Source organism: Campylobacter showae (assembly GCF_900699785.1).
Lineage (GTDB): Bacteria > Campylobacterota > Campylobacteria > Campylobacterales > Campylobacteraceae > Campylobacter_A > Campylobacter_A showae_D.
On sequence record NZ_LR535679.1, the window covers coordinates 990473 to 1009617 of the forward strand.

Genomic DNA, 19145 nt, shown 5'->3' on the forward strand with positions numbered 1-19145 from the left:
GCTTGCGTAACTTCACCCAAGTTGTACGCTTTTTGTTCGTATAGGCAGAGACTTGCCCTGTAAGCACTCGATCCGCCAACCTCGGCGAAATATTTATTTAAAATGCTTTTTAAACCCTTACTCACGTATGGATTTTGGGCATTATGCGATAATATCCGTCTTGCCAATCTTGCCCACTTTGCGCAGTATTTCCATTATATCCGTCCCCTTTTCGCGTTCGGCTTTCAGGAAATTTTCAAAGAATTCTCGTCTGATGTCTTTGTTCTCGTAAGTCTTGCTTTTGCTCGTGGCTTGGATGGGTTTAAATTTATTCTCTTCGGCCGTTTCTTTGGGAGCTTGATCGCTTACTGCACTTTCTTTTAGGGCTATATTTTGTAGCACGTCTGCGATACTCTCGCCTTTTTTAAACGCATCTTTTAAGAAATTTAAAAACTCTTTTTTAGTTGCTTCGTCTACGTAGCTTACCTGCTCTACCATCTCTTGTCCCCAAAAGACCGCAGGCCGTTTCCCTGATATCTGGTCAAAATTTAACTTGCCATCTTTGAGCGATATTTTGACCTTTGCATTCTCTCCTAGTATCTTTTCGGCGGCAACCTCAAGCCATTTATCTTTAAATTTTTCCAAATCCATATCGGAGTCTAGTAGGTTTGCCATATCGACCGCCATTTTAAGTCCGGTACCTTTCGTATGACCAACGCCAAAGCTTCCTAGATCCACATTAAACGCACCCATAAATCCATCTACGCTAAAAACATCGTTTTCCATGTTTGAATTGTTTTGCAAGACCTTCGTGCTATCTATAAATTTCTTTAGCTCTGCGACCTCGTCCTTGCTCATACTTGGATCAAGCCCGTTTATCTTGCCCCAAATGCTGATTTTATCATCTTCCGTATAGCCGCTTAGCGAATACGCCTTACGCGCAACCACGGGATCATAAGGTTTATATATCGGTTTTTTAAAGCCCATTTTTATAGCAAGAAGCCTATTTTGTTGCTTGTCGTTTAGTTTTGAAAACTCCACGTTTTGCGCCCAAACGGCAAGCTCGTTTTCGTCCAGTTCGTCAGGATCGAGAGCATAATAATCGATCGGTTCGGTCAAATTTGATCGAGACGGCGCCAAATTTGAGGTTAAATTTATTGCCTCTTTTTCCTCGCGTGCTTTTAAATTTCGCTCGCGAGCGCTACTAAAATCATAGTTTACGTTTGCGTTAAATCCGTTTACGCCGCTTATCATATTAATCCTTTATGCTTTTACGTCAAATTTACCTAGCCTTGCTAGTTGATTTAAAATTTCAGTTATATCCGTCCCTTTTTCTTGCTCGGCTTTTAAGAAATTTTCAAAGAATTCTCGTCTGACGTCTTTATCTGCGTATGTTTTGCTTTTACTTGTGGCTTGTATGGGTTTAAATTTGGCTTCGGCTCTTTGCTTAGCTAAATTTTCGTTGTATTCTCTCATCTCTTGATTGATTTTTGCTACGGCTTCTTTGTGGGCTTTCGTAGTTTTCTCGATATCTTCCGCATAGAGTTTTTTAAATTCTTCTATACTGATGTCGGCTCTTTGCAGCAAAGCAGCTCCGACGCTGCTCATCGCACCGTCTTCAGGCAAAGAGTCTTTAAAAGCGATTAATTCCTCTCGTTCCTCTTTGGTGCCTAGTCCTAAAAGCTTACCTTGGATAGTCGGCTCGCCATCCTTTGAATACCTTTTGAGAGTATTCGCATAAAGCTGTAACACCAAATCTTTTGCCTCGTCCATGGTCTCGGGTGGATATTTCATAGACAGCGCTCGCCTCTCGTCCGCAGTATATTTCTTAGAGAGTATGCCGTCTATTTTATCTATGGTTTTTGTTATCCAGCCTTTTTCGCTCTCGTCTATATCTATGATGCTTTCTACCGCATTTTTAATAGGTATATGCATAAGGGCGTCGATTTGGCTTTTTTCTTTTGCCTTGTCTTGTTCTTTTGCAATTTCCGTTTGCTCGTTCGCCAAATTCGTCTTAGCGGTTTTATCTGCAGGAGTTAAATTTGACTTGAAATTTGCCGTAGAAATATTTAAATTTGAGCCGCTTAACATTTTCAATCCTTTAAGACTATATCGGACAAAAACGACTTTTCTTTAGCATAAACCAATAAGCCAATTGTAGTAATAAAATATCAGGCTAGATATTCGTTTCGCCTTTAGGGACGACTGCCTTAAATAGTTTGTAGTATTGCTTTACGGTATCCATTATATCGATACTTTCAAATGATTTTTGATCCGGCGAGGGTGTAAACAAATAAGTCTTATTGTTAAACCTGACCATCTCGCCGATAGAGCTTTTGTGGATTTTGAAATTTAATGACTTTTGTTAATATTTCTACTTTTTTCAAGCAGCACAATCTTTATTATTTTTAGTAACTTTAAAATGTGCGCTATACGTTAATTTTTATAAAAAGCCGATATTATGTAGCAAACACACCTAAAAATCTTGACCAGATTCAGACAAATTTTAGTTTATTACAAAATATGTTAGGTTTATTTAATGCAAATGATGCAATATACACTTCAATTGAGCTAATAAAATTAAACTTTTGTGCGCATATCGTACAAGAACAATAGTGAATTTTTGATATTTTCATACAGGTGTTCGATTCCATAGATATTTAGAATAGCCTTATCGAATTCTATCCTAATGTCTTTTTCTAGCTCACTATGTAAGTCTATAATCTGTTCATTAGTAAGAGGCTCAAACTTTTCTTTTATGATGGTTTGTTGCTCTGTTGTTAAACTTAATGGATTTAAAATTTTAAAGCAATCGTGAATTCTACTTGAGCTTAGATCTAGTGCACCTAGACCTCTACCAAATCCATTTGCTTCGAGAAAAAATAAACTCACGATACTATTTAATAGAGCATGAATAACGTCTATATCTAAATGATTCGTATTAGAAAATCTAATAAGCCTTTGATCTACAATGGCTGGCTCTGTCATTTTAGCTATAAATAATCTTTTATCACAATTTATACTAGTTACAAAATCAGCCAAATAACGATCACTCATACAATAGGTAAAATAAGAGGCTGGGATAAGATATATCCACAGCTTAGTATCTATTTTAGTGATACCTTAGAAAAGTATGAGTAAAATTTAGATGAATGGTTATAGGGTTAGGGGTGATTTACACAGATTGTTTGATACTCTCGACTTTTTAATATTTTGCTATATGTTATTTGATTTATCTTAAACGGATCGATAAACAACGAAAAACATAACCTAAACCAGCTTGGATCTGTATATATGGTATCTGCTATAAAAAAGCCATCTTTTATTTCATCTGGGCGAGGATACTTTTTGTCCGACAAGTCAGACAAAAATACCTCGTTAGGGATAGTCCCTAAAACCCCATATTTATTATACAGCCTAAAAAATTACTGTATTTTGTTCCATAAGAACCAAACACTAATAACTCAAACGCATCTTTATTTTCAAAAAATACCCTCCTTACTGGTTTGTCCAGTAAAGAGGGTACATATCAAAACCCTTCTCTTTTTCTTTTATAGAACTTTTGCGTTATATACTTCTTCGGGCTTAGCGGCCAATAGTCTTGCTGCCATATCTTTTTTCATCTGAATCAAAGTAGTCTCTTCTTCTTCACTTCTATCTTCTTTTCTTGATAATTCAATAAATTCTTTTAGTACAAAACCTGGCTTTATGGTTATAACAACTGTTTTATCTCTATACTTGAATTTAAAATAATATCTTCCATGGGGACTTTCTAAGACTTCTTCAGCTTCTTTTAAATTAATATCAACGGAAATTCTACCACCTGTTACGCATCTTGTTACCATTTCAAAAGCATCTAGCCCTCCCGGTCCCGGAAATGCTGTAATAAGATATATCTCTCTTCTTTCTAATAATTTCCCATCATCTAAAAGTGGAAAGGCTCTACTCATGACTTGAAATGCATGAGCTACTCCCCCGGGATAACCTACACCATGATAGTTTAGTAAATTATCAAAGCTATATTCTAATTCATGTCCTTTTTCTAATACTTTTATTTTATCCATGTTTCTTCCTTTCTTGTTAAAACTACTTCCTCAATATTGTAGCAACTTCATCATCTGATAATTTGTAATCATATTTCTAATACTTTTATTTATCCATGTTTCTTCCTTTCTTGTTAAAACTACTTCCTCAATATTGTAGCAACTTCATCATCTGATAATTTGTAATCATATACATATTCAAAGAAATTCTTTAACTCTACTTCCATGTCCATATCTGAAAACAATTGTGGATACTGTATTTTTGCAGCCCATTTAACTGTAAGCGGAGTTTCAACCCCAGGAGGATCCCACCTATAAACACCTATAGGAATTTTGTATACTTGTTTGTTAGCTACAGCTTTAATTGTTGACCAGTCTCTACCTTCCTGCTTATTTTCAATAAAGTCTTCCGGCATTAAGTCTGAATGATTTCCTAAATAAATGATATCAGGGTTCCATACAATCATCTGCTCCATGTCCACTTCAGCCAATTTACCCTTAAGCTCGTGGGCCGGATTATAGGCTCCACTTGGTTTCATCCAATGGTCGTATGTTTTTACAGCTATTTTCATGTCACTATAAAACTCTATAACTTTTGGTTTATCTTCATCTTTTATTTCAGCTAACTTTGATGTTACTTCATTAATTCCTTTGTCCATATATTCAACTAATAAGTCGCCACGTTCTTTCTTTTGAAGTACTTCAGATATCATTTTTATATTTTCTTTTATACTGTCAAATTCTGCCCTCTTTAAAGCTACTACCTTAAGTCCTGCAGCTTCCATTTTTTCAATTTCTTTCTCAATATTCGAATAAATAAACACTACATCCGGTTTTAGCTTCAATAACTCTTCCACGTTAACAACTGAGTCTTTTGAACACCATTTAGTATTCGCATTAGCTAGTTGTGGATACATGTTTTTTAAAACACTTTCTTCAAAAGCTTTAATAGAAGATGGGTTGCATCCTACAATTTTATCTGTCTTTCCATCAATTGCATATATTATAGACGGAAGAGGCTTGTCCACCGTTGCAATTCTTTCCGGTGTTTTTTCAAATTTAATCGTTTTTCCTCTAACATCAGTAACCGAGTATTCGCTTTCTTTTACCTCTTTAACTTCTCGCACTTGACTAGCTTCTTTTTCCTTGTTTTCACTGATTTCATTTTTATTACTTTGAGAGCTGCCGTCACAAGCATTTAAAATTAATGCTAGTACTAAAAATAATAATAAACTAATCCTTCTTTTCATTTTTCCTCCTTTGAAAATTATACACTTAGTGGATAAACTCCAAACAAATCTGCAACTTCTTCTCTTAATATATGAGGTCTTTGTCTAAGAGCTTTGCCAACTTCTATCTTTCTTTCTAAATCAACTTGATTAATTCTTTCTTTTAATTTTCCTTCTTGTTCACTCCTTTCTTTAGCAGAGTAAGGTTCTTGATATAGGGTTTTAATAGCTTCATTAATTTCATCTTTTGAATTAAAGGTTCCCAGTACAGAATCTATAAAAGGAAAGGACAGAATATATGCATATGCCGCTTGAACCAAAGTTTGGTCTTCTTTTATACGAATAGCGTTAAATATATCTTCATAAAGCAACAAGTCTCCTGTTGCCAGCGGATTCATAGCTATTGTCCCTATATCTTTTTCATGAGTCTTCATTATTCCTTTTAATCTGTATTTGGAATTAATTATATTAAAGCCCTGTAAACTATAATCAAATTTATACTCCCCAATCATCTCAATTAGTTCTTTATTTTGTAAGTGTGAAGAAAAAGTAATATGCTTAATAAGTCCTTCTTCTCTTGCTTTTTCCATCTCTCTTATAGCTCCATAGTTTTTAGCTCCTCTCCATTCTTCAAAAGATTTTACACCCCAAAGACAAGTAAAGGAGTCAATACAACTTATTCCTAAATTCTTCAAAGAATTTTCAAGATTTTTTCGAAATGTTTTAGAATCTCCGGCATGTGTCTTTGACATAATATAAAATGGTTTTTTATGCTTCTTCATTTCTTTTATGGCTGCACCTAATATAAGTTCTGAACAATTGTTTCCATAAGTATCGCCGGTTTCAAAGAAATTTATTCCTTGTTTATATGCATAGAAGAAATTTTCTGCATGTTTATCTATATCTTGGGGATTCTTTAAGTGATGACTTCCCATAGATATTCTTGAAATTTGTATGCCTGTAGATCCTAATTTTCTATATTCCATTCATTAACCTCCTTCTAACAGTTCTATATGGCTTTATAAGGTGCAACTGTTTTGTATTCAACTTCTTCTGCTTGAAAAATTAAAATTTTAGCTTTGATCTGAAAATACTTTTGTAAGTTATCTTCAGTAATGGCTTTCGAACTTTCATCAAAGGTTGTTTTGTAGTCACTACCGATAAACAAAGTTTTGTCAGATATCTGCAATGCATGACTAGGAAAATGAGTGTTTATTATGCAAGCAGATTTTTTATTTACATTTATATGTTTAATTGCCTCTATGATTCTAATTTGATTCTTCATATCCAGGTTTGACTCCGGTTCATCTAAAATAAGAAGTTTTGGATTAGAAACAAGAGCTCTCGCAATCATAACCATTTGAAGCTCTCCTCCGGATAGCTCATCACAGTATCTATTTGATAGCTTTTCAACTCCTAATTCTTTTAAAGTTTCATAAGCTTTATCATAATCTTCCTTCGTAGGGATATGGAAAAAACTGTTTTCCTTGTCTAAACCCATCACAACCATTTCTAAAACCCCATAACTAAACACACTTTTCTTAACTTGAGGAACATAACTTAAGTTTTCCCATAATTCTTTTTCTGCATATTCATTTATATCTTTGCCGAACAATAAGGCTTTTCCCGTGTCCCATTTTAAAAATCCCATAAGACACCTTAAGAAAGTAGTTTTACCCACCCCATTGGGTCCAAGAATGGACATTACTTCTTCTTCTTTTAAATCAAATGAAATATCTTTTAAAATTTTTCTCTTGTCATATGAAAAAGTACCTTTTTTAACTTGGAGTATCATCTTCTTTCTCCCGAATTCTTTCTAAGTATAGTTATGAATAATGGCGCACCTATAAATGCTGTTAATATTGAAATGGGAATTTCATTGCTTGTAGCTGCTCTTGAAAGGGTATCTATCAGTAATAAATAAATTGCTCCCATAACACAACAAGTTGGAATAAGGTACCTATTATCATTTCCGATAACCATTCTCGCCAAATGGGGAATTATTAAACCTATCCATCCTATAATTCCACATACAGAAACTGTAGTTGCAGTTATCAATGTTGAGAGTAAGATAACCACAATACGTAATTTTTTTACATTAATTCCTAAAGACCTAGCCTCATCAGAATCTAGAGATAAAAGATTCAATTTCCACCTTAATAGAAAGAAGCCGAAAATACAAGGTATTATTATTATTGAACAAATAACAAGGTCTCTATAGGATACACTTGCTAAACTTCCCAGCAACCACATAGTGATAGTTGGAAGCTTATCTTCCGGATCTGCTATATATTTAATAAATGATATTGAAGCATCAAATAGTGACTTTACAATTACTCCGGATAAAACTAACACATACAAATCTGTTCGTTTTTTTACTCTGGATAGGTTTAAAACTATATAAACTGCTAAAAGCCCCAGAAGCAAAGAAACATGCTGAGTCACTATCATGTCTAGGGATAATAATATAGATAAAGCCGCCCCAAAACCTGCTCCTGAAGACACCCCTAGTAAGTCCGGGCTAACTAAAGGGTTTGAAAAAACAGTTTGATATGCTGCTCCTGCCAGTGATAGCCCTGCACCTACTAAAACTGCCATAAGTATTCTAGGTAGTCTTATGTCAATTACTACACTAGTTTCATGTACGCCTAAGCCGCTAACATCTCCGGTTATTGTTTTGTATATAATCATAAATGCTTCATAGGGGCTAACCGGATATCTTCCTAAACAAATAAAAGTTAGTATTAAAAGCAATAGCAATACAGAGAGAACCAATATGCATAATTTTTTATTCTTAAAGAAACCTTTCCCCATTTATCCACTCTTTCTAATTAATAGTAAAAATCTTTTATATAGTCTCCTATCCTCAATATAAAGAAGTTAACAAAATTTTTTTAGATATTTGCTCTAAATTAGGACTTAAGGATAAGTCATAAGAGATTATTTCATTTGTATACATATCAAGTATTGGTGAAATGTTGCATTTACCCCATGAAAAGTTAAATTGAGATACATCAGTACTCCATTTTTGCAACGGCTTATCAGCTTTAAAATTTCTGTCTATTATATTATCAGCAATCTTGCCTACTTTACCTTTGTATGAATGATATTTTTTCTTTACACTATTAAGAATCCTATTATGAGTTACTTCATAATCTCCGTTTGCCATGATTTGCCCTCCTTTTTTTAAATATAACTTGATTATATTATAGCACTTGTTATATTTGAAAGTCAAGATATTGATACACATATTCATCTTTAAAATGGTCATCATCATACTCTTCATATACATAATCATAATTTAACCTAAAATGCACATTACCAATGTACGCATCTACCATTGTTGTGTTAGCAGTCGGTTTTTTAGTGTAGGCTTCGATAGTTAGGCTTGCTGGCAAAAAAGATTCTTGGTAAGTAAATTCACTTTTGGCAATAACACATTTTTCATTTAGGTATGAACTACAAAATTCTAAAAACTTAGCTCCTAATTCATCTGCTAGCTCTCTTTGTGTGCTAGCCAAATCTACAAACTGATGTGCCCCGTGAGGTAGATCACGTCGCCGATTTTGATATCCGCTAGATCCTCGGGCGCGATCGGCGTAGTTAAAATTTTCTTACTCATAGCGCGAACTCCTTGTGCGATTTTACGGCAAAATTTATCTTTTCGTCCCAGACGATGTGGCCTTTGCGGTGCGACCAGCAGCCTACGTTTACGGCGACGGCGATGACGCTTGGGTGGCGGGCGCAGTTTTCGATATGCACGCCCATGACCGAGCTTGCGCCGCTCATGCCTTGCGGGCCGAGGCCGATTTTATTGATACCATCTTCTAGCAGCTTTTCGGTTAGCGCGGCGCGGTCGTTTGGATTGCGCGAGCCTAGCGGCCTCATCAGCGCTTTTTTAGATAGCAGCGACGCCACGTCGATCGAGGTGCCGATGCCTACGCCCACTAGCAGCGGAGGACAGGCATTTATGCCGTAGCTTGTCATGATGTCCATGACGAATTTTACGACTCCCTCGTAACCCATGCCCGGCATCAGTACGGTTGCCTTGCCGGGCAGGCTACAGCCGCCGCCCGCCATATAGGTGTGTATCTCGCACTCGCTGCTTTGCGGCACGATCTCCCAAAATACGCTAGGCGTGCCTTTGCCGACGTTTTTGCCAGTGTTGTACTCGTCAAAGGTCTCGACGCTGTTGTGGCGCAGCGGAGCCTCGCGCGTCGCTCGCAGTACGGCCTCTTGCAGCAGCTCCTCAAGCTCGCCGATGAGCGGGAAATTCGCGCCGCAGCGGACGAAAAACTGGATCACGCCCGTATCCTGGCAGGACGGACGGTCTAGCTCCTTGGCTAGGCGCTGGTTTTCAAACATCGTTTTGTAGATCTCCTTTGCCAGCGGCTGCGTCTCGCGCTCGGCGAGCTCGCTTAGCTTCGCCGTCACGTCGTCAGGCAGCACTTTGCCCGTGTAGCCGACGAATTTCGCCATGACCTCGGTCATCTTTTGCACGGCTCTTTCTTTATCCATCGCTTCTCCTTTGTCAAATTTTACTTTCAAATTTTTCATAAGCGCCCGCCAGGACGCAGCCTGCAGCGTAGCAGAGCAGATCGGCGAAATCAAACGTTCCGCCGATCATTACTTTTAAAATTTTATTTTCTATGCCTAAAATTTGCACCGCGCCAAAATACTGCGCGAGCTCCAAGGCTGCCGCGAACGCGAAAATTTTAAGCGGCAAATTTGACGGCGGCTTGCTAAAAATAGCCCGAGCCAAAGCGTAAAGCAAGATAACGGCCAAAACATCGCCCAGGTAGTGGCGCACGAAACCGCCCTTTACGCAGATCGCTATGTAAATTTCAGCCGCTAAAATCAGGACTGCCATGACCAAAAACGCTAGCCTCGTTCGCACGCTTTGCCTTTTTACTAGAGCTTCCTTTTGTAAGCTTAAATTTATCTCTTGCAACGCTTTCCTTTTAAATTTAGCCTTCAAATTTAGCTGTAAAAACCACGTTTCAAATCAAAGTGGGCTAAAACATCACATTTTTCACTTTGATTTGAAACGTAAATTTTTTTAATCTTTTTATTATCGTTTTAAATTCAAAAAATACCTTTAAAGATCCTTGCCGATATTGCGACGATGGCTTTAAAAGAATAAAATTAGATAATCTTTGATACAATTGCTTGGAAAATTTCAAGAGGTGTTAAAATGTCAAATATCCAAGAGAAATATATACGTGAAATTAACACATCTGATTCCTTTTTCGACTCTTTAAGGCAAGACTATAAAGGTTTTGATACATGGATAGCGAAAAAAGCGGACGCTGGCGAAAAAGCATATATACTCTTTGATGATACCAAGATAGTGGCTTTTTTGTATCTAAAAATAGAAAGCCCAATAGATAATACGGATATAAGTCCGGCACTTGACACAAATGTGACATGGCTAAAGATAGGAACTCTTAAAATAGATGCGCATGGGACAAAGCTTGGAGAGCGTATTATAAAGAAGATTTTTGATTTTGCCGTAGCAAACAATATTTATAATATCTATGTAACGTCTTTTGAAAAACAAGCACCTTTAATAAAATTATTAAAAAGATATGGGTTTGTCCAGCACGGCAAAAAAATCAATGAGCTAGTATTAATAAAAAATATACCGACTCAAGTGCAGGCACTAAAAAATGATATACTGCTGGACTATCCGGCTATTAATGCGACAAGCGACAAATATCTTTTAAGTATATACCCAAAATATCATACTGGTATGTTCTCGGACTCTATGCTAAACACAGAAAGCTATGACATACTAAAAGACATGTCTGAATCAAATAGTATTCATAAGGTGTATATAACGGAAATGAAAGGTGTCGAGCAACTCAAGAGAGGCGACTGCTTGCTCATTTATAGAACAAAAGATAAAAATGCCCAAAGCGCGAACTACTCATCCGTCGTAACCTCCTTGTGTGTTGTAGAAGAATATAAAGATTTATCCAGTTTTAGTGACTTGTATGATTTCATCAAGTACTGCAAGCCTCATAATATATTTACTGATGATGAATTAGAGAATATATTTATCAAAAAAAGTTACACAAAAATAATAAAAATGGCATACAATATATCATTTAAAAGACGTGTTATTTTAAAGAAGATTAGAGAAATTATAGGTTACGAAGAAGCCTACTGGGGTTTTGTGAAGCTTACAGATGAGGCTTTTTTTGCAATTTTAAAAGAAGGTTTAGTAAATGACAGCATTATTATCCATTAAGCCGGAATTCGCTGAGGCTATTTTTGATGGTACGAAAAAATTTGAGTTTAGAAAGGTAAAATTTAAAAAAAACGTTAATAAGATTAAAGTATATGCCACAAAGCCAGTTGGAAAAATTATAGGAGAATTTATAGTTGATAATATTTTGGAGGCAAGCCCAGAAGAGCTATGGGATAAAACGAGTATGGACGCTGGCATAGATAAAGAAAGATATCTAAAATACTTTAATGGCAAGAGTACCGGTTTTGCCATTAAGATTAAATCCGCAAATAAATATAAAGAGGCAATTTGTCCTTATTTGCAATACCCAAATTTTGTGGCACCACAATCGTTTATGTATATTTAGGAATGTAAAGATGAAAATAAACCCATATTGCACACAAGCTATATTTATAAATTTAGATTCAGATATCGCCGATAAAATAGAAGCAGTACTACATTTAAATATATTTTTGCCAAACGATAGAGAGTATTCGTATATAGAAATAGGTATATTGATTTCTAGAAAAGAGTATAATAATCTTGATAGAAATTTTAATATAGAGATCATGTTTCCATTTGACATACTTAAGGATGAATTTATAGACATAAAAGATAAGCTTCGTGATGGTAAGACATTAAATATGATTTTTAACGAAGAGACTCATTTGGATAAAAATAAATTAAATTTTAGACTAAGAGAATATAAGCTTGGAGATATAAAACTTTGTAAGACCACTATAAATAGCGATTCTAGTATAACAATGAGTGTAGAAGAAAAACAGAAAAACAGCTATTTTAGATTTAGGATTAAGAATATTAGAGATAAGATAACAGATACTGTTCTTTCAGATACAAAAGTCAATCCGTTTATAAAAATGATAAAAACAATTGGAATTTCAATAAATTTAGATAGGCAATTTACTAAACAATCAGACAAAAGGATAAAATTTAAAGAAATTAATACTTTCGTTATACTTGACTCTACAACTGAATTGATTGAAAAAAGCAGACCTATAAAAAGCTTTAGGGTTTTAGAAGATAATCTATGGAATCAATATATAGGAAGTGATGCAAATCAAAAAATGACGGTCTATCAATTTAAAGATAAAATATTAGGCGACGGTACGATAGACAATTATCAGCTTTTCTTAAAAAGCCTTCATCATAAAAGCTCAAAATTCGAAAAATATAAATTCTTATCATTCGTAATATTTGTGGCCATAATATCTAATGCTATTTACAATGCTATTTGCTGCTTATTAAAACGGTTTTTTAATGTTACCTTTTGACAATACAATCGACCTAACACTGCATCATACCCAGCTGATAAAGGCAGAGATACAGAATAAATATACATTATATAACTATATCAAAGATGCAAAAAAATACTATCCAAGTTTTGATATTTGGTATTTTACAAATGTACTGCCGTCATTAAAAGACGGGACAAAAAAAATTATAACTTCCTGTGATGATAATAATCTCAGGGGTCTTGCTATACTAAAATATAACGAAAAAAAATTATGCCACTTATCTGTTATGCCCCCTTATAAAAATAAAGGCTACGGCATAAAACTTTTTAAGCAAAGCTTTATAGAATTAGAAACAGAAAAGCCTTTCCTGACAGTGTCCGAAGAAAAATTAATAGAATTTAAAAAAGTATTTGATTACTTTGAATTTGAACTTACAGACATTATAGATGGGTATTACCGAAAAGGCAAAAAAGAGTATTTTTATAATCAAATATAATCCTACCCCTCAAACTCCAGATAAATCATATAGCTTATAGTGTTTAGATTGTGCGATACGCTTTTAATACTAAATTTTACATTTTCAAGTCTGGTTACGCCGGTTATTTTTAGTTTTATGCCGGCCCTTAGTTCTCTACCAGTGGCGGTAAGCGAGCCGTTTATTCCGCCGCGTCGTAGTTCGTTTAGCTTGGCTTCGCCCTTTTTAAAGGCTTCATTGTCTGATTTTGGCTCGGGGATATTTAGCTTATAGGTTTGCTCTCCGCCGCCGATCTTAGCTTGTTTATCTTTACCGTCTTTACTATCGTGCCACTGCACTATTACGGCTTGGTAGCTGTTGCGGTTTGCTTCTGTGATCGATAGGCTCTCGCACTCAAATTTATTCCGTTTATTTGTCTGAGTGCGGGCGTAATTTTACAAATGATTTATCAGACTTGCATTATACGCAGCGCCAAAGCCGTTATCGATATTTACGACGCTAACGCCGTTTGCGCAGCTGTTTAGCATCGCTAGTAGCGCCGCTAGCCCGCCGAAACTCGCGCCGTATCCCACGCTGGTGGGCACCGCGATCACCGGCACGCTCACAAGACCCGCCAGCACGCTAGCTAGCGCACCCTCCATGCCCGCCACCGCGATCACGACCTTTGCGCCGCGTATCTGCTCTAAATTTGCGATCAGCCTGTGCAGTCCGGCCACGCCCGCGTCGCTAAATTTGCGTGCGTCGTTGCCTAGAAATCGCGCCGTTTCGTACGCCTCCTCCACTACAGCGCCGTCGGCGGTGCCTGCGGAGACTATCGCGATGTAGCTTTGTGTGAGCGCGGGCTCTTTAAATTTGATGCTGATCACGCGGCCGCGAGCGTTAAACTCCGCTTGCGGCAGTATCTCGCGCACCCGCTTAAAAACTCGCTCGTTCGTGCGCGTTATCAGGATATTTTGCCTCCTCGCGCCGATCGCTTCTGCGATACGTAAAATTTCATCATCAGTCTTGCCCTCGCCGTAGATCACCTCGCCCGCGCCGTTTCGCATGGCGCGCTGAACGTCGATTTTAGCGCAGCCTGTGTCGCTAAAAGGAAAATCCCGTAAAAACTCTATCGCCTCGCGCTCGCTTTTTTCGCCCGATTTTACGGCGCGGACAAAATTTAAAGCCTCATCATTCGTCATTTAAAATCTCCCCGCGAAGCCCCTTTAAATCAAGCAAAATATCATACTCGCCAAGCGCGGCGATCTCGCGCACGACAGCGCTAAAATCTCCCGCGCAAAAGCGCCTCGTCTCGCTCGCTCCCATTTGCAGCTTAAAGGCTTTGCCGTCAAAGCGCGCGCGAACGTTTAAAAATCCGTGCGAGATTAGCAGATTTTCGGCTCGTTCCACGAGCGAAATTTCCTCCGCGGAAAACTCCCTGTCGTGCGGTAAACGCGTCAGAAGGCACGCGTAGCTGGGCTTATCTGCGGTCGGCAGTCCAAGCTCGCGGCTAAGCTCTCTAATCTCTGATTTTTTGAGGCCTTTAAGCGGCGAAAGTACGCCAAGCTCGTCTTTTGCTTTAAGCCCGGGGCGGTATTCGCCAAGATCGTCTAGGTTCGTGCCGTCGGCGACGTTTGTAAAGCCTAGATGTTTTGCCAGCTCGATTAGCCGCGTAAAAACCGCCTTTTTGCAGGCGTAGCAGCGATCTTGCGGATTATTTTTTACCGCTTCGGGCGCGTCTAGCTCTAAAATTTCGTGCCTGATGCCGTAAGTACGGGTAAATTCCACCGCCTCTTTTATCTCGCGCCCCGACATATAGGGCGATTTTAGCGTGATAGCTACCGCGCGCCGGCCTAGCGTATCGGCGGCAACGCGCAGCAGTAGCGAGCTATCCACGCCGCCGCTAAACGCTACGGCTAAATTTTCCAGCTTTTTTATATCATTTTTTAGAATTTCTAGTTTCGTCATATTTTTTTAAAGTCTCGTTTCTGACCTCGTGGATCGTCGTTTGAAATCTCTGCGCGGCTTTTTTGCAGTCCTCGAATTCTGGCTTGATTTTTAAAATTTCGGGGTAATTTCGGGCTAAATTTTCGTCCGTTAAATTTTGTTCGGCGTTAAAACCGCAAACTCGGCCACGCGAAATTTTAAGCCTTATTTTGCCGTATTTAGTCTCTACCTCGCAAAACTCGCGCGCAAGCTCCGTTTTCCTCACGGCGCACTCTCTAACTCCGATCGCCGTCGTATGCGCGAAAATCAGCCCCTTTATCCGCGCGGCGTCGCTCTTTCGGCACAGCGCGTTTAGCTCAAAGCCCGTGCGCCCCTTTTTCATAAAAATAGACCTGCTAAATACGTCCAGCGAGCCGCTATCTCGCAAAATATCGCACGCAAAGGCAAAGCTCTCGGCGTCCATGTCGTCGATATTGGTGGAGATTAAAATCTGCTCGCAAAGCTCGCCGTAGCCGGTTTGTGCGCTCAAATTCGGCTCATCTCTCAAGCCTAAATCCTCGCTCGTTTCGCAAAGTATCACGCGAAGCGCGTTGGCAAAATCCGCGGCCTCTTTATCGCCCGCTCCGTAGCCCGTGCTTAAAATTTTAAAATTTCTCGGCGGTTCGCGACGATCTTGCTCTCTTAAATTTAGCGCGCAGGCCTTTAAAATCGCCGCTCCCGTTGGCGTAGTCGTCTCGAAATTCGCCCGCCCTAAGCTTACTTGCGCGCCTTTTAAAATTTCGCAAACAGCAGGCGCGGGTACGGCTAGCCTGCCGTGAGCGCAGTGCGCAAAACCGCCGCCAAGCTCGATAGGCGAAGCAAAAATTTGCGGCGCGCCCAAAGCCTCCAAGCAGATAGCCGCGCCCACTACGTCCGCGATGCTGTCTACGGCGCCCACTTCGTGGAAATGGACTTGCTCTACGCTAGTGCCGTGGATTTTAGCCTCGGCTCGCGCGATAACGCTAAAAATTTCGCTTGCCGTTTTTTTTACGAAAGCGCTTAGGCTAGAGCTCTCGATAAGCTCTAAAATTTGCGCGAAATTTCGCGGATGCAGGCGATTTTGGGCGGGCTTATCCGCTCTAATTTTGCCGTTTAAATTTTGACGCGGGCTAAATTTAGCGCCCAAGAGGCCAAGCGGAATTTGACCCCGATTTGCCGTGCAAACGACGTCTATCTTGGTTGCGGAGATACCGCATTTTAGAACTTTGCGCTTGCGTAGGTAAAATTCGCTAGCTAAATTTAGCTTAGCAAGCTGGGCGCAAAGATAGCCAAAATCCACTCCAAGCCCGACAAGAGCGGCTAAGTTCATATCGCCGCTGATACCGCAGCTCGCGTCGTAATATAAAATTTTAGCCAAGCCTAGGCCTTAGGCACCGTCATCGAGCCAAACGGCAGGATGATGATTTTGGCGTCCGCGCCCTTTTGCGCGAGCGCGTCGTCCACGGCCTTTTGGATGTCGTGGTATGGTTTTAGATGCACGGCGCGCATCTCATCGTCGCTTAGATCACTCACCGCCCAGGTCTGCGCCCAGAGCGATATTTCGGCCATCTTAGCGGCCTTGTGATAGCCGAGTTTAAAGCCCGCGCTGATCTTTTCGAGTACCTTTTTAGGCGTGTCGGCGGAGGCCATCAGGTCAAAAAACGGCTTTGGTCCGATGCCCGTGCGGCACTTTGCGACCATTATTAAAATTCCGTCCTGCGCAAGTGCTAGTTTGCCGTTATCTAGGGCTTTTTGCGCCTGATAGAGATCGACGTCCATCGGATAGGGCGCGACCGAGATCACGATGTCGGCCTTGCGCGGGATATTTACGCAAAAGACCTCGTCTGCCTTTTTCACGCAGTCGTAAAAGCTATCGTTTAAGTCGCCCGCGCTTGCGTAATACACGCCGTGCTCGCTGTCAAGCACCGTCTGGATCGAAAAAACGTCGATATGTGCAAGAACTTTCATCGCATCGATCATATCCTCGTGCACGGGGTTGCCCTCTAGTCGCAGAGCTTGTGCGTCGGTGCTAAGGGCTAGTTTATGATTTTGCGTGATGCTCTCATAAGACGCCGTGCCCGGCAAAAATGCCTTTCTGCCGCCCGTGTAACCCGCGAAATAGTGCGGCTCGACCGAGCCTATGACGATCACTTTTTTAGCTTCGGCCACGATTTTGTTTAGATACATCTGCGTGCCGTTTTTGCTCTCGCCTAAAAAGACCATCTCGTCGTGCTTGGAGTCGTGGTCGTGAACTTCGTTTTTGGCTCTGATTTCAGCATAAATTTCTTTGCCAAAGATCATTTCGTACTCATCGAGCGTGCCTTCTCTGTGGCAGCCCGTGGCGATGATGAAAATTTTATTTTTCTCGCGGATTTTCGGGTAAATTTGCTTTAAAATTTTTGCCGTCGGCGTAGGGCGCGTGCCGTCGTTTACGATGATGACGATCTTTTCGTCGCCCGCGATAAACTCGTCAAAGCTTTTTTGATTTATCGGATTTGCCAGAGCCTTTGCGATGAGCGCCGTTTCGTCAAATTTAGCCACGGGGTTGGGGTTAAAAACTCCCAGTAAATTTTTTTCCGGAACGCTTAGGTCGATGATATCATCTTTGCCGTAGCGAATAGGAATTTGCACGTTTGCTCCTTAAGTATAATTATTAATTTTTTATATTAGGATTATATATAAATTTTTCTTTTAAATGTATTTAAAAAGGGTATTCAATTTTTAAATTTATAGAGCGGATAAAATTTATTATGGTTCTTTGTCAATAGTGGGGGTGTAAAAACACCTCTATCTATTGCAAAGACGTAAATATATCAATTTTCTAAATCTTTCATAGTTTCTTAGTCCATAAGATACTCTTTTTATTACTTTTATTTTGTTGTTATTTCCTTCTACAAACCCATTGTTTATTTTATATTCTACTATATTTATTATCTCTTTTTTCCAACTTGTTATTGCATCTGCTAGTTTTATACTTTGCTTTATATTAAATACTCTCAATTTTTCAATTAATTGCTCTATTCTCCTTTTCATTGTCTTTACTGCCTTGCTCTCAAACATCTTGTAAAATTCTTTTATTATTCTATACATCTTTTTCAATGTCTTATCTACTTTTAATATTTCTTTTAATATTTCTTTTTGTCTTTGACTAAACTGACTTATTGGGCTTTTACTTAGTATTTTCCAATATTTTTTTAACTTCTTATACTTTTCATTGTCTTTGTTAAATAATTCTACTCTTAAATCTCTTAATGCCCATATCCCTTGTCTTATTACATGATATTTATCTGCTACTATTTGGGCCTGAACTATATTACTATTTATTACGCTTCTAAATGGCTTAAACATATCCATTACAACTACTTGTGGTTGTATTTCAAATTCGTTTATTATATTTTTTATTGTTTGTGAATGTCTATTTCTTAATATATCTACTAGTTTACGGTTTTTATCATACATCGCTAGCTGATATTTCTCTTTTTCTATATTTCCTTTAAATTCGTCTATATATATGACTGATGTATCTGGAGAGGTTTGTCTTTTTAGGGCGATTGCATTTTATGAGGGTGATATCAAGCACATTTATTTTGTTGCGGAGACTAAAGGGTCTATGAACTCTATGTAGCTTCGCCAAATCGAAGAATCTAAAATCCACTGCACAAAGGAGCATTTTAAGGCTATAAGCAATGATAGCGTGGTCTATGACGTAGTGGATAGTTATAAATCACTACTGGATAAAGTTATGAGGTAAAATTTATTGGGAAGTTAGGTCGCAGTACAAAAGAGCCTGTGCAATATTCCAAAAATGGTTATTGTGCTGCTCCTTTTGAGGGAAAATTTGACTGCCATTTGTCAATATGAAAATCTGAGGTGATATTGCTTAAAACTCTACCAATAAAATACTCAGTATGATGGAAAATCACAGTGACTGACTTAATCTTACCAGTTTTAATTCGAATTAAATTTAAATATACAATTATCTTAACC

General features: G+C 38.6%; 22 protein-coding genes. 4 read left to right on the top strand and 18 right to left on the bottom strand.

Going from position 1 to position 19145, the window contains the following annotated elements; genetic code table 11:
- Positions 1–141: 141 nt before the first annotated feature.
- The 12 genes from E4V70_RS04930 to E4V70_RS04990 form a co-directional block, all read right to left on the bottom strand.
- On the bottom strand, positions 142–1233 hold the full coding sequence (locus tag E4V70_RS04930; protein ID WP_122863667.1) for a hypothetical protein: 1092 nt from the start codon (positions 1231–1233) through the stop codon (positions 142–144).
- Positions 1234–1242: 9 nt separating this feature from the next.
- Complete coding sequence (locus E4V70_RS04935) at positions 1243–2070, bottom strand: cell surface protein (protein ID WP_122863254.1); 828 nt, start codon at positions 2068–2070, stop codon at positions 1243–1245.
- 489 nt (positions 2071–2559) lie between these two features.
- On the bottom strand, positions 2560–3036 hold the full coding sequence (locus E4V70_RS04940) for a hypothetical protein (protein WP_172603248.1): 477 nt from the start codon (positions 3034–3036) through the stop codon (positions 2560–2562).
- Positions 3037–3530: 494 nt separating this feature from the next.
- Positions 3531–4043 carry a hypothetical protein gene (locus E4V70_RS04950; RefSeq protein WP_122863256.1) on the bottom strand — a complete coding sequence of 171 codons (513 nt, stop codon included), beginning with the start codon at positions 4041–4043 and terminating at the stop codon, positions 3531–3533.
- Positions 4044–4162: 119 nt separating this feature from the next.
- Complete coding sequence (locus tag E4V70_RS04955) at positions 4163–5272, bottom strand: ABC transporter substrate-binding protein (protein ID WP_103578053.1); 1110 nt, start codon at positions 5270–5272, stop codon at positions 4163–4165.
- A 17-nt stretch (positions 5273–5289) separates the two neighbouring features.
- Complete coding sequence (locus E4V70_RS04960; protein WP_021086681.1) at positions 5290–6237, bottom strand: aldo/keto reductase; 948 nt, start codon at positions 6235–6237, stop codon at positions 5290–5292.
- Between the two features lie 23 nt (positions 6238–6260).
- A complete protein-coding gene (locus tag E4V70_RS04965) occupies positions 6261–7046 on the bottom strand; it encodes an ABC transporter ATP-binding protein (protein WP_009295486.1) in 786 nt (261 codons plus the stop codon).
- Positions 7043–8065 (bottom strand): FecCD family ABC transporter permease, encoded by a 1023-nt coding sequence (locus E4V70_RS04970; RefSeq protein WP_122863257.1) that lies wholly within the window; start codon positions 8063–8065, stop codon positions 7043–7045. The genes E4V70_RS04965 and E4V70_RS04970 overlap by 4 nt, the downstream gene beginning before the upstream one ends.
- A gap of 52 nt (positions 8066–8117) precedes the next feature.
- Complete coding sequence (locus E4V70_RS10835) at positions 8118–8420, bottom strand: transposase (protein ID WP_051282770.1); 303 nt, start codon at positions 8418–8420, stop codon at positions 8118–8120.
- A 49-nt stretch (positions 8421–8469) separates the two neighbouring features.
- Entirely contained in the window at positions 8470–8772 is a 303-nt protein-coding gene (locus E4V70_RS10710; protein ID WP_163026473.1) for a hypothetical protein, read from the bottom strand.
- Between the two features lie 97 nt (positions 8773–8869).
- On the bottom strand, positions 8870–9769 hold the full coding sequence (gene ttdA, locus E4V70_RS04985; RefSeq protein ID WP_122863438.1) for a L(+)-tartrate dehydratase subunit alpha: 900 nt from the start codon (positions 9767–9769) through the stop codon (positions 8870–8872).
- Positions 9770–9782: 13 nt separating this feature from the next.
- Positions 9783–10202: a ribosomal maturation YjgA family protein gene (locus tag E4V70_RS04990; protein WP_232037818.1), complete on the bottom strand. Its 420-nt coding sequence runs from the start codon at positions 10200–10202 to the stop codon at positions 9783–9785.
- Positions 10203–10445: 243 nt separating this feature from the next.
- Between E4V70_RS04990 and E4V70_RS04995 the strand changes: the two genes are divergently transcribed.
- Genes E4V70_RS04995 through E4V70_RS05010 form a run of 4 tightly spaced genes read left to right on the top strand, consistent with a single transcriptional unit; the run spans position 10446 to position 13235 of the window.
- Positions 10446–11504 carry a GNAT family N-acetyltransferase gene (locus tag E4V70_RS04995; RefSeq protein WP_122863437.1) on the top strand — a complete coding sequence of 353 codons (1059 nt, stop codon included), beginning with the start codon at positions 10446–10448 and terminating at the stop codon, positions 11502–11504.
- Positions 11482–11850: an ASCH domain-containing protein gene (locus E4V70_RS05000; RefSeq protein ID WP_103580452.1), complete on the top strand. Its 369-nt coding sequence runs from the start codon at positions 11482–11484 to the stop codon at positions 11848–11850. Before E4V70_RS04995 ends, E4V70_RS05000 begins: the two co-directional genes overlap by 23 nt.
- Positions 11851–11860: 10 nt before the next feature.
- On the top strand, positions 11861–12775 hold the full coding sequence (locus tag E4V70_RS05005) for a hypothetical protein (protein WP_232037819.1): 915 nt from the start codon (positions 11861–11863) through the stop codon (positions 12773–12775).
- Entirely contained in the window at positions 12762–13235 is a 474-nt protein-coding gene (locus tag E4V70_RS05010; protein WP_122863436.1) for a GNAT family N-acetyltransferase, read from the top strand. Before E4V70_RS05005 ends, E4V70_RS05010 begins: the two co-directional genes overlap by 14 nt.
- A 2-nt stretch (positions 13236–13237) precedes the next feature.
- Here E4V70_RS05010 and E4V70_RS05015 read toward each other — a convergent pair whose 3' ends face one another.
- From E4V70_RS05015 to E4V70_RS05040, 6 genes are all read right to left on the bottom strand, one after another.
- Positions 13238–13552 (bottom strand): hypothetical protein, encoded by a 315-nt coding sequence (locus tag E4V70_RS05015; protein ID WP_122863435.1) that lies wholly within the window; start codon positions 13550–13552, stop codon positions 13238–13240.
- 96 nt (positions 13553–13648) lie between these two features.
- Complete coding sequence (gene larB / locus E4V70_RS05020; protein WP_122863434.1) at positions 13649–14395, bottom strand: nickel pincer cofactor biosynthesis protein LarB; 747 nt, start codon at positions 14393–14395, stop codon at positions 13649–13651.
- The gene (larE, locus tag E4V70_RS05025) at positions 14385–15161 is read right to left on the bottom strand and encodes an ATP-dependent sacrificial sulfur transferase LarE (protein ID WP_122863433.1); all 777 of its coding nucleotides are present in this window, start codon (positions 15159–15161) and stop codon (positions 14385–14387) included. The genes larB and larE overlap by 11 nt, the downstream gene beginning before the upstream one ends.
- Entirely contained in the window at positions 15133–16536 is a 1404-nt protein-coding gene (gene larC / locus E4V70_RS05030; protein WP_122863432.1) for a nickel pincer cofactor biosynthesis protein LarC, read from the bottom strand. Before larC ends, larE begins: the two co-directional genes overlap by 29 nt.
- 2 nt (positions 16537–16538) lie before the next feature.
- On the bottom strand, positions 16539–17789 hold the full coding sequence (locus tag E4V70_RS05035) for a lactate racemase domain-containing protein (RefSeq protein WP_122863431.1): 1251 nt from the start codon (positions 17787–17789) through the stop codon (positions 16539–16541).
- 156 nt (positions 17790–17945) lie between these two features.
- Positions 17946–18710, bottom strand: coding sequence for a DUF1722 domain-containing protein (locus tag E4V70_RS05040; protein WP_122863430.1), 765 nt, complete (start codon positions 18708–18710; stop codon positions 17946–17948).
- Positions 18711–19145 lie beyond the last annotated feature (435 nt).

Excerpts from the sequence above, each read along its gene's own strand:
- E4V70_RS04965 (WP_009295486.1), bottom strand. The coding sequence starts at position 7,046 with ATGATACTCCAAGTTAAAAAAGGTACTTTTTCATATGACAAGAGAAAA.
- larB (WP_122863434.1), bottom strand. The coding sequence starts at position 14,395 with ATGACGAATGATGAGGCTTTAAATTTTGTCCGCGCCGTAAAATCGGGC.
- E4V70_RS04995 (WP_122863437.1), top strand. The coding sequence starts at position 10,446 with ATGTCAAATATCCAAGAGAAATATATACGTGAAATTAACACATCTGAT.
- E4V70_RS05005 (WP_232037819.1), top strand. The coding sequence starts at position 11,861 with ATGAAAATAAACCCATATTGCACACAAGCTATATTTATAAATTTAGAT.
- E4V70_RS04935 (WP_122863254.1), bottom strand. The coding sequence starts at position 2,070 with ATGTTAAGCGGCTCAAATTTAAATATTTCTACGGCAAATTTCAAGTCA.
- E4V70_RS05000 (WP_103580452.1), top strand. The coding sequence starts at position 11,482 with ATGACAGCATTATTATCCATTAAGCCGGAATTCGCTGAGGCTATTTTT.
- E4V70_RS04930 (WP_122863667.1), bottom strand. The coding sequence starts at position 1,233 with ATGATAAGCGGCGTAAACGGATTTAACGCAAACGTAAACTATGATTTT.
- E4V70_RS04960 (WP_021086681.1), bottom strand. The coding sequence starts at position 6,237 with ATGGAATATAGAAAATTAGGATCTACAGGCATACAAATTTCAAGAATA.
- E4V70_RS05010 (WP_122863436.1), top strand. The coding sequence starts at position 12,762 with ATGTTACCTTTTGACAATACAATCGACCTAACACTGCATCATACCCAG.
- E4V70_RS04940 (WP_172603248.1), bottom strand. The coding sequence starts at position 3,036 with ATGAGTGATCGTTATTTGGCTGATTTTGTAACTAGTATAAATTGTGAT.
- E4V70_RS04950 (WP_122863256.1), bottom strand. The coding sequence starts at position 4,043 with ATGGATAAAATAAAAGTATTAGAAAAAGGACATGAATTAGAATATAGC.
- E4V70_RS04955 (WP_103578053.1), bottom strand. The coding sequence starts at position 5,272 with ATGAAAAGAAGGATTAGTTTATTATTATTTTTAGTACTAGCATTAATT.
- E4V70_RS10835 (WP_051282770.1), bottom strand. The coding sequence starts at position 8,420 with ATGGCAAACGGAGATTATGAAGTAACTCATAATAGGATTCTTAATAGT.
- ttdA (WP_122863438.1), bottom strand. The coding sequence starts at position 9,769 with ATGGATAAAGAAAGAGCCGTGCAAAAGATGACCGAGGTCATGGCGAAA.
- larE (WP_122863433.1), bottom strand. The coding sequence starts at position 15,161 with ATGACGAAACTAGAAATTCTAAAAAATGATATAAAAAAGCTGGAAAAT.
- E4V70_RS04970 (WP_122863257.1), bottom strand. The coding sequence starts at position 8,065 with ATGGGGAAAGGTTTCTTTAAGAATAAAAAATTATGCATATTGGTTCTC.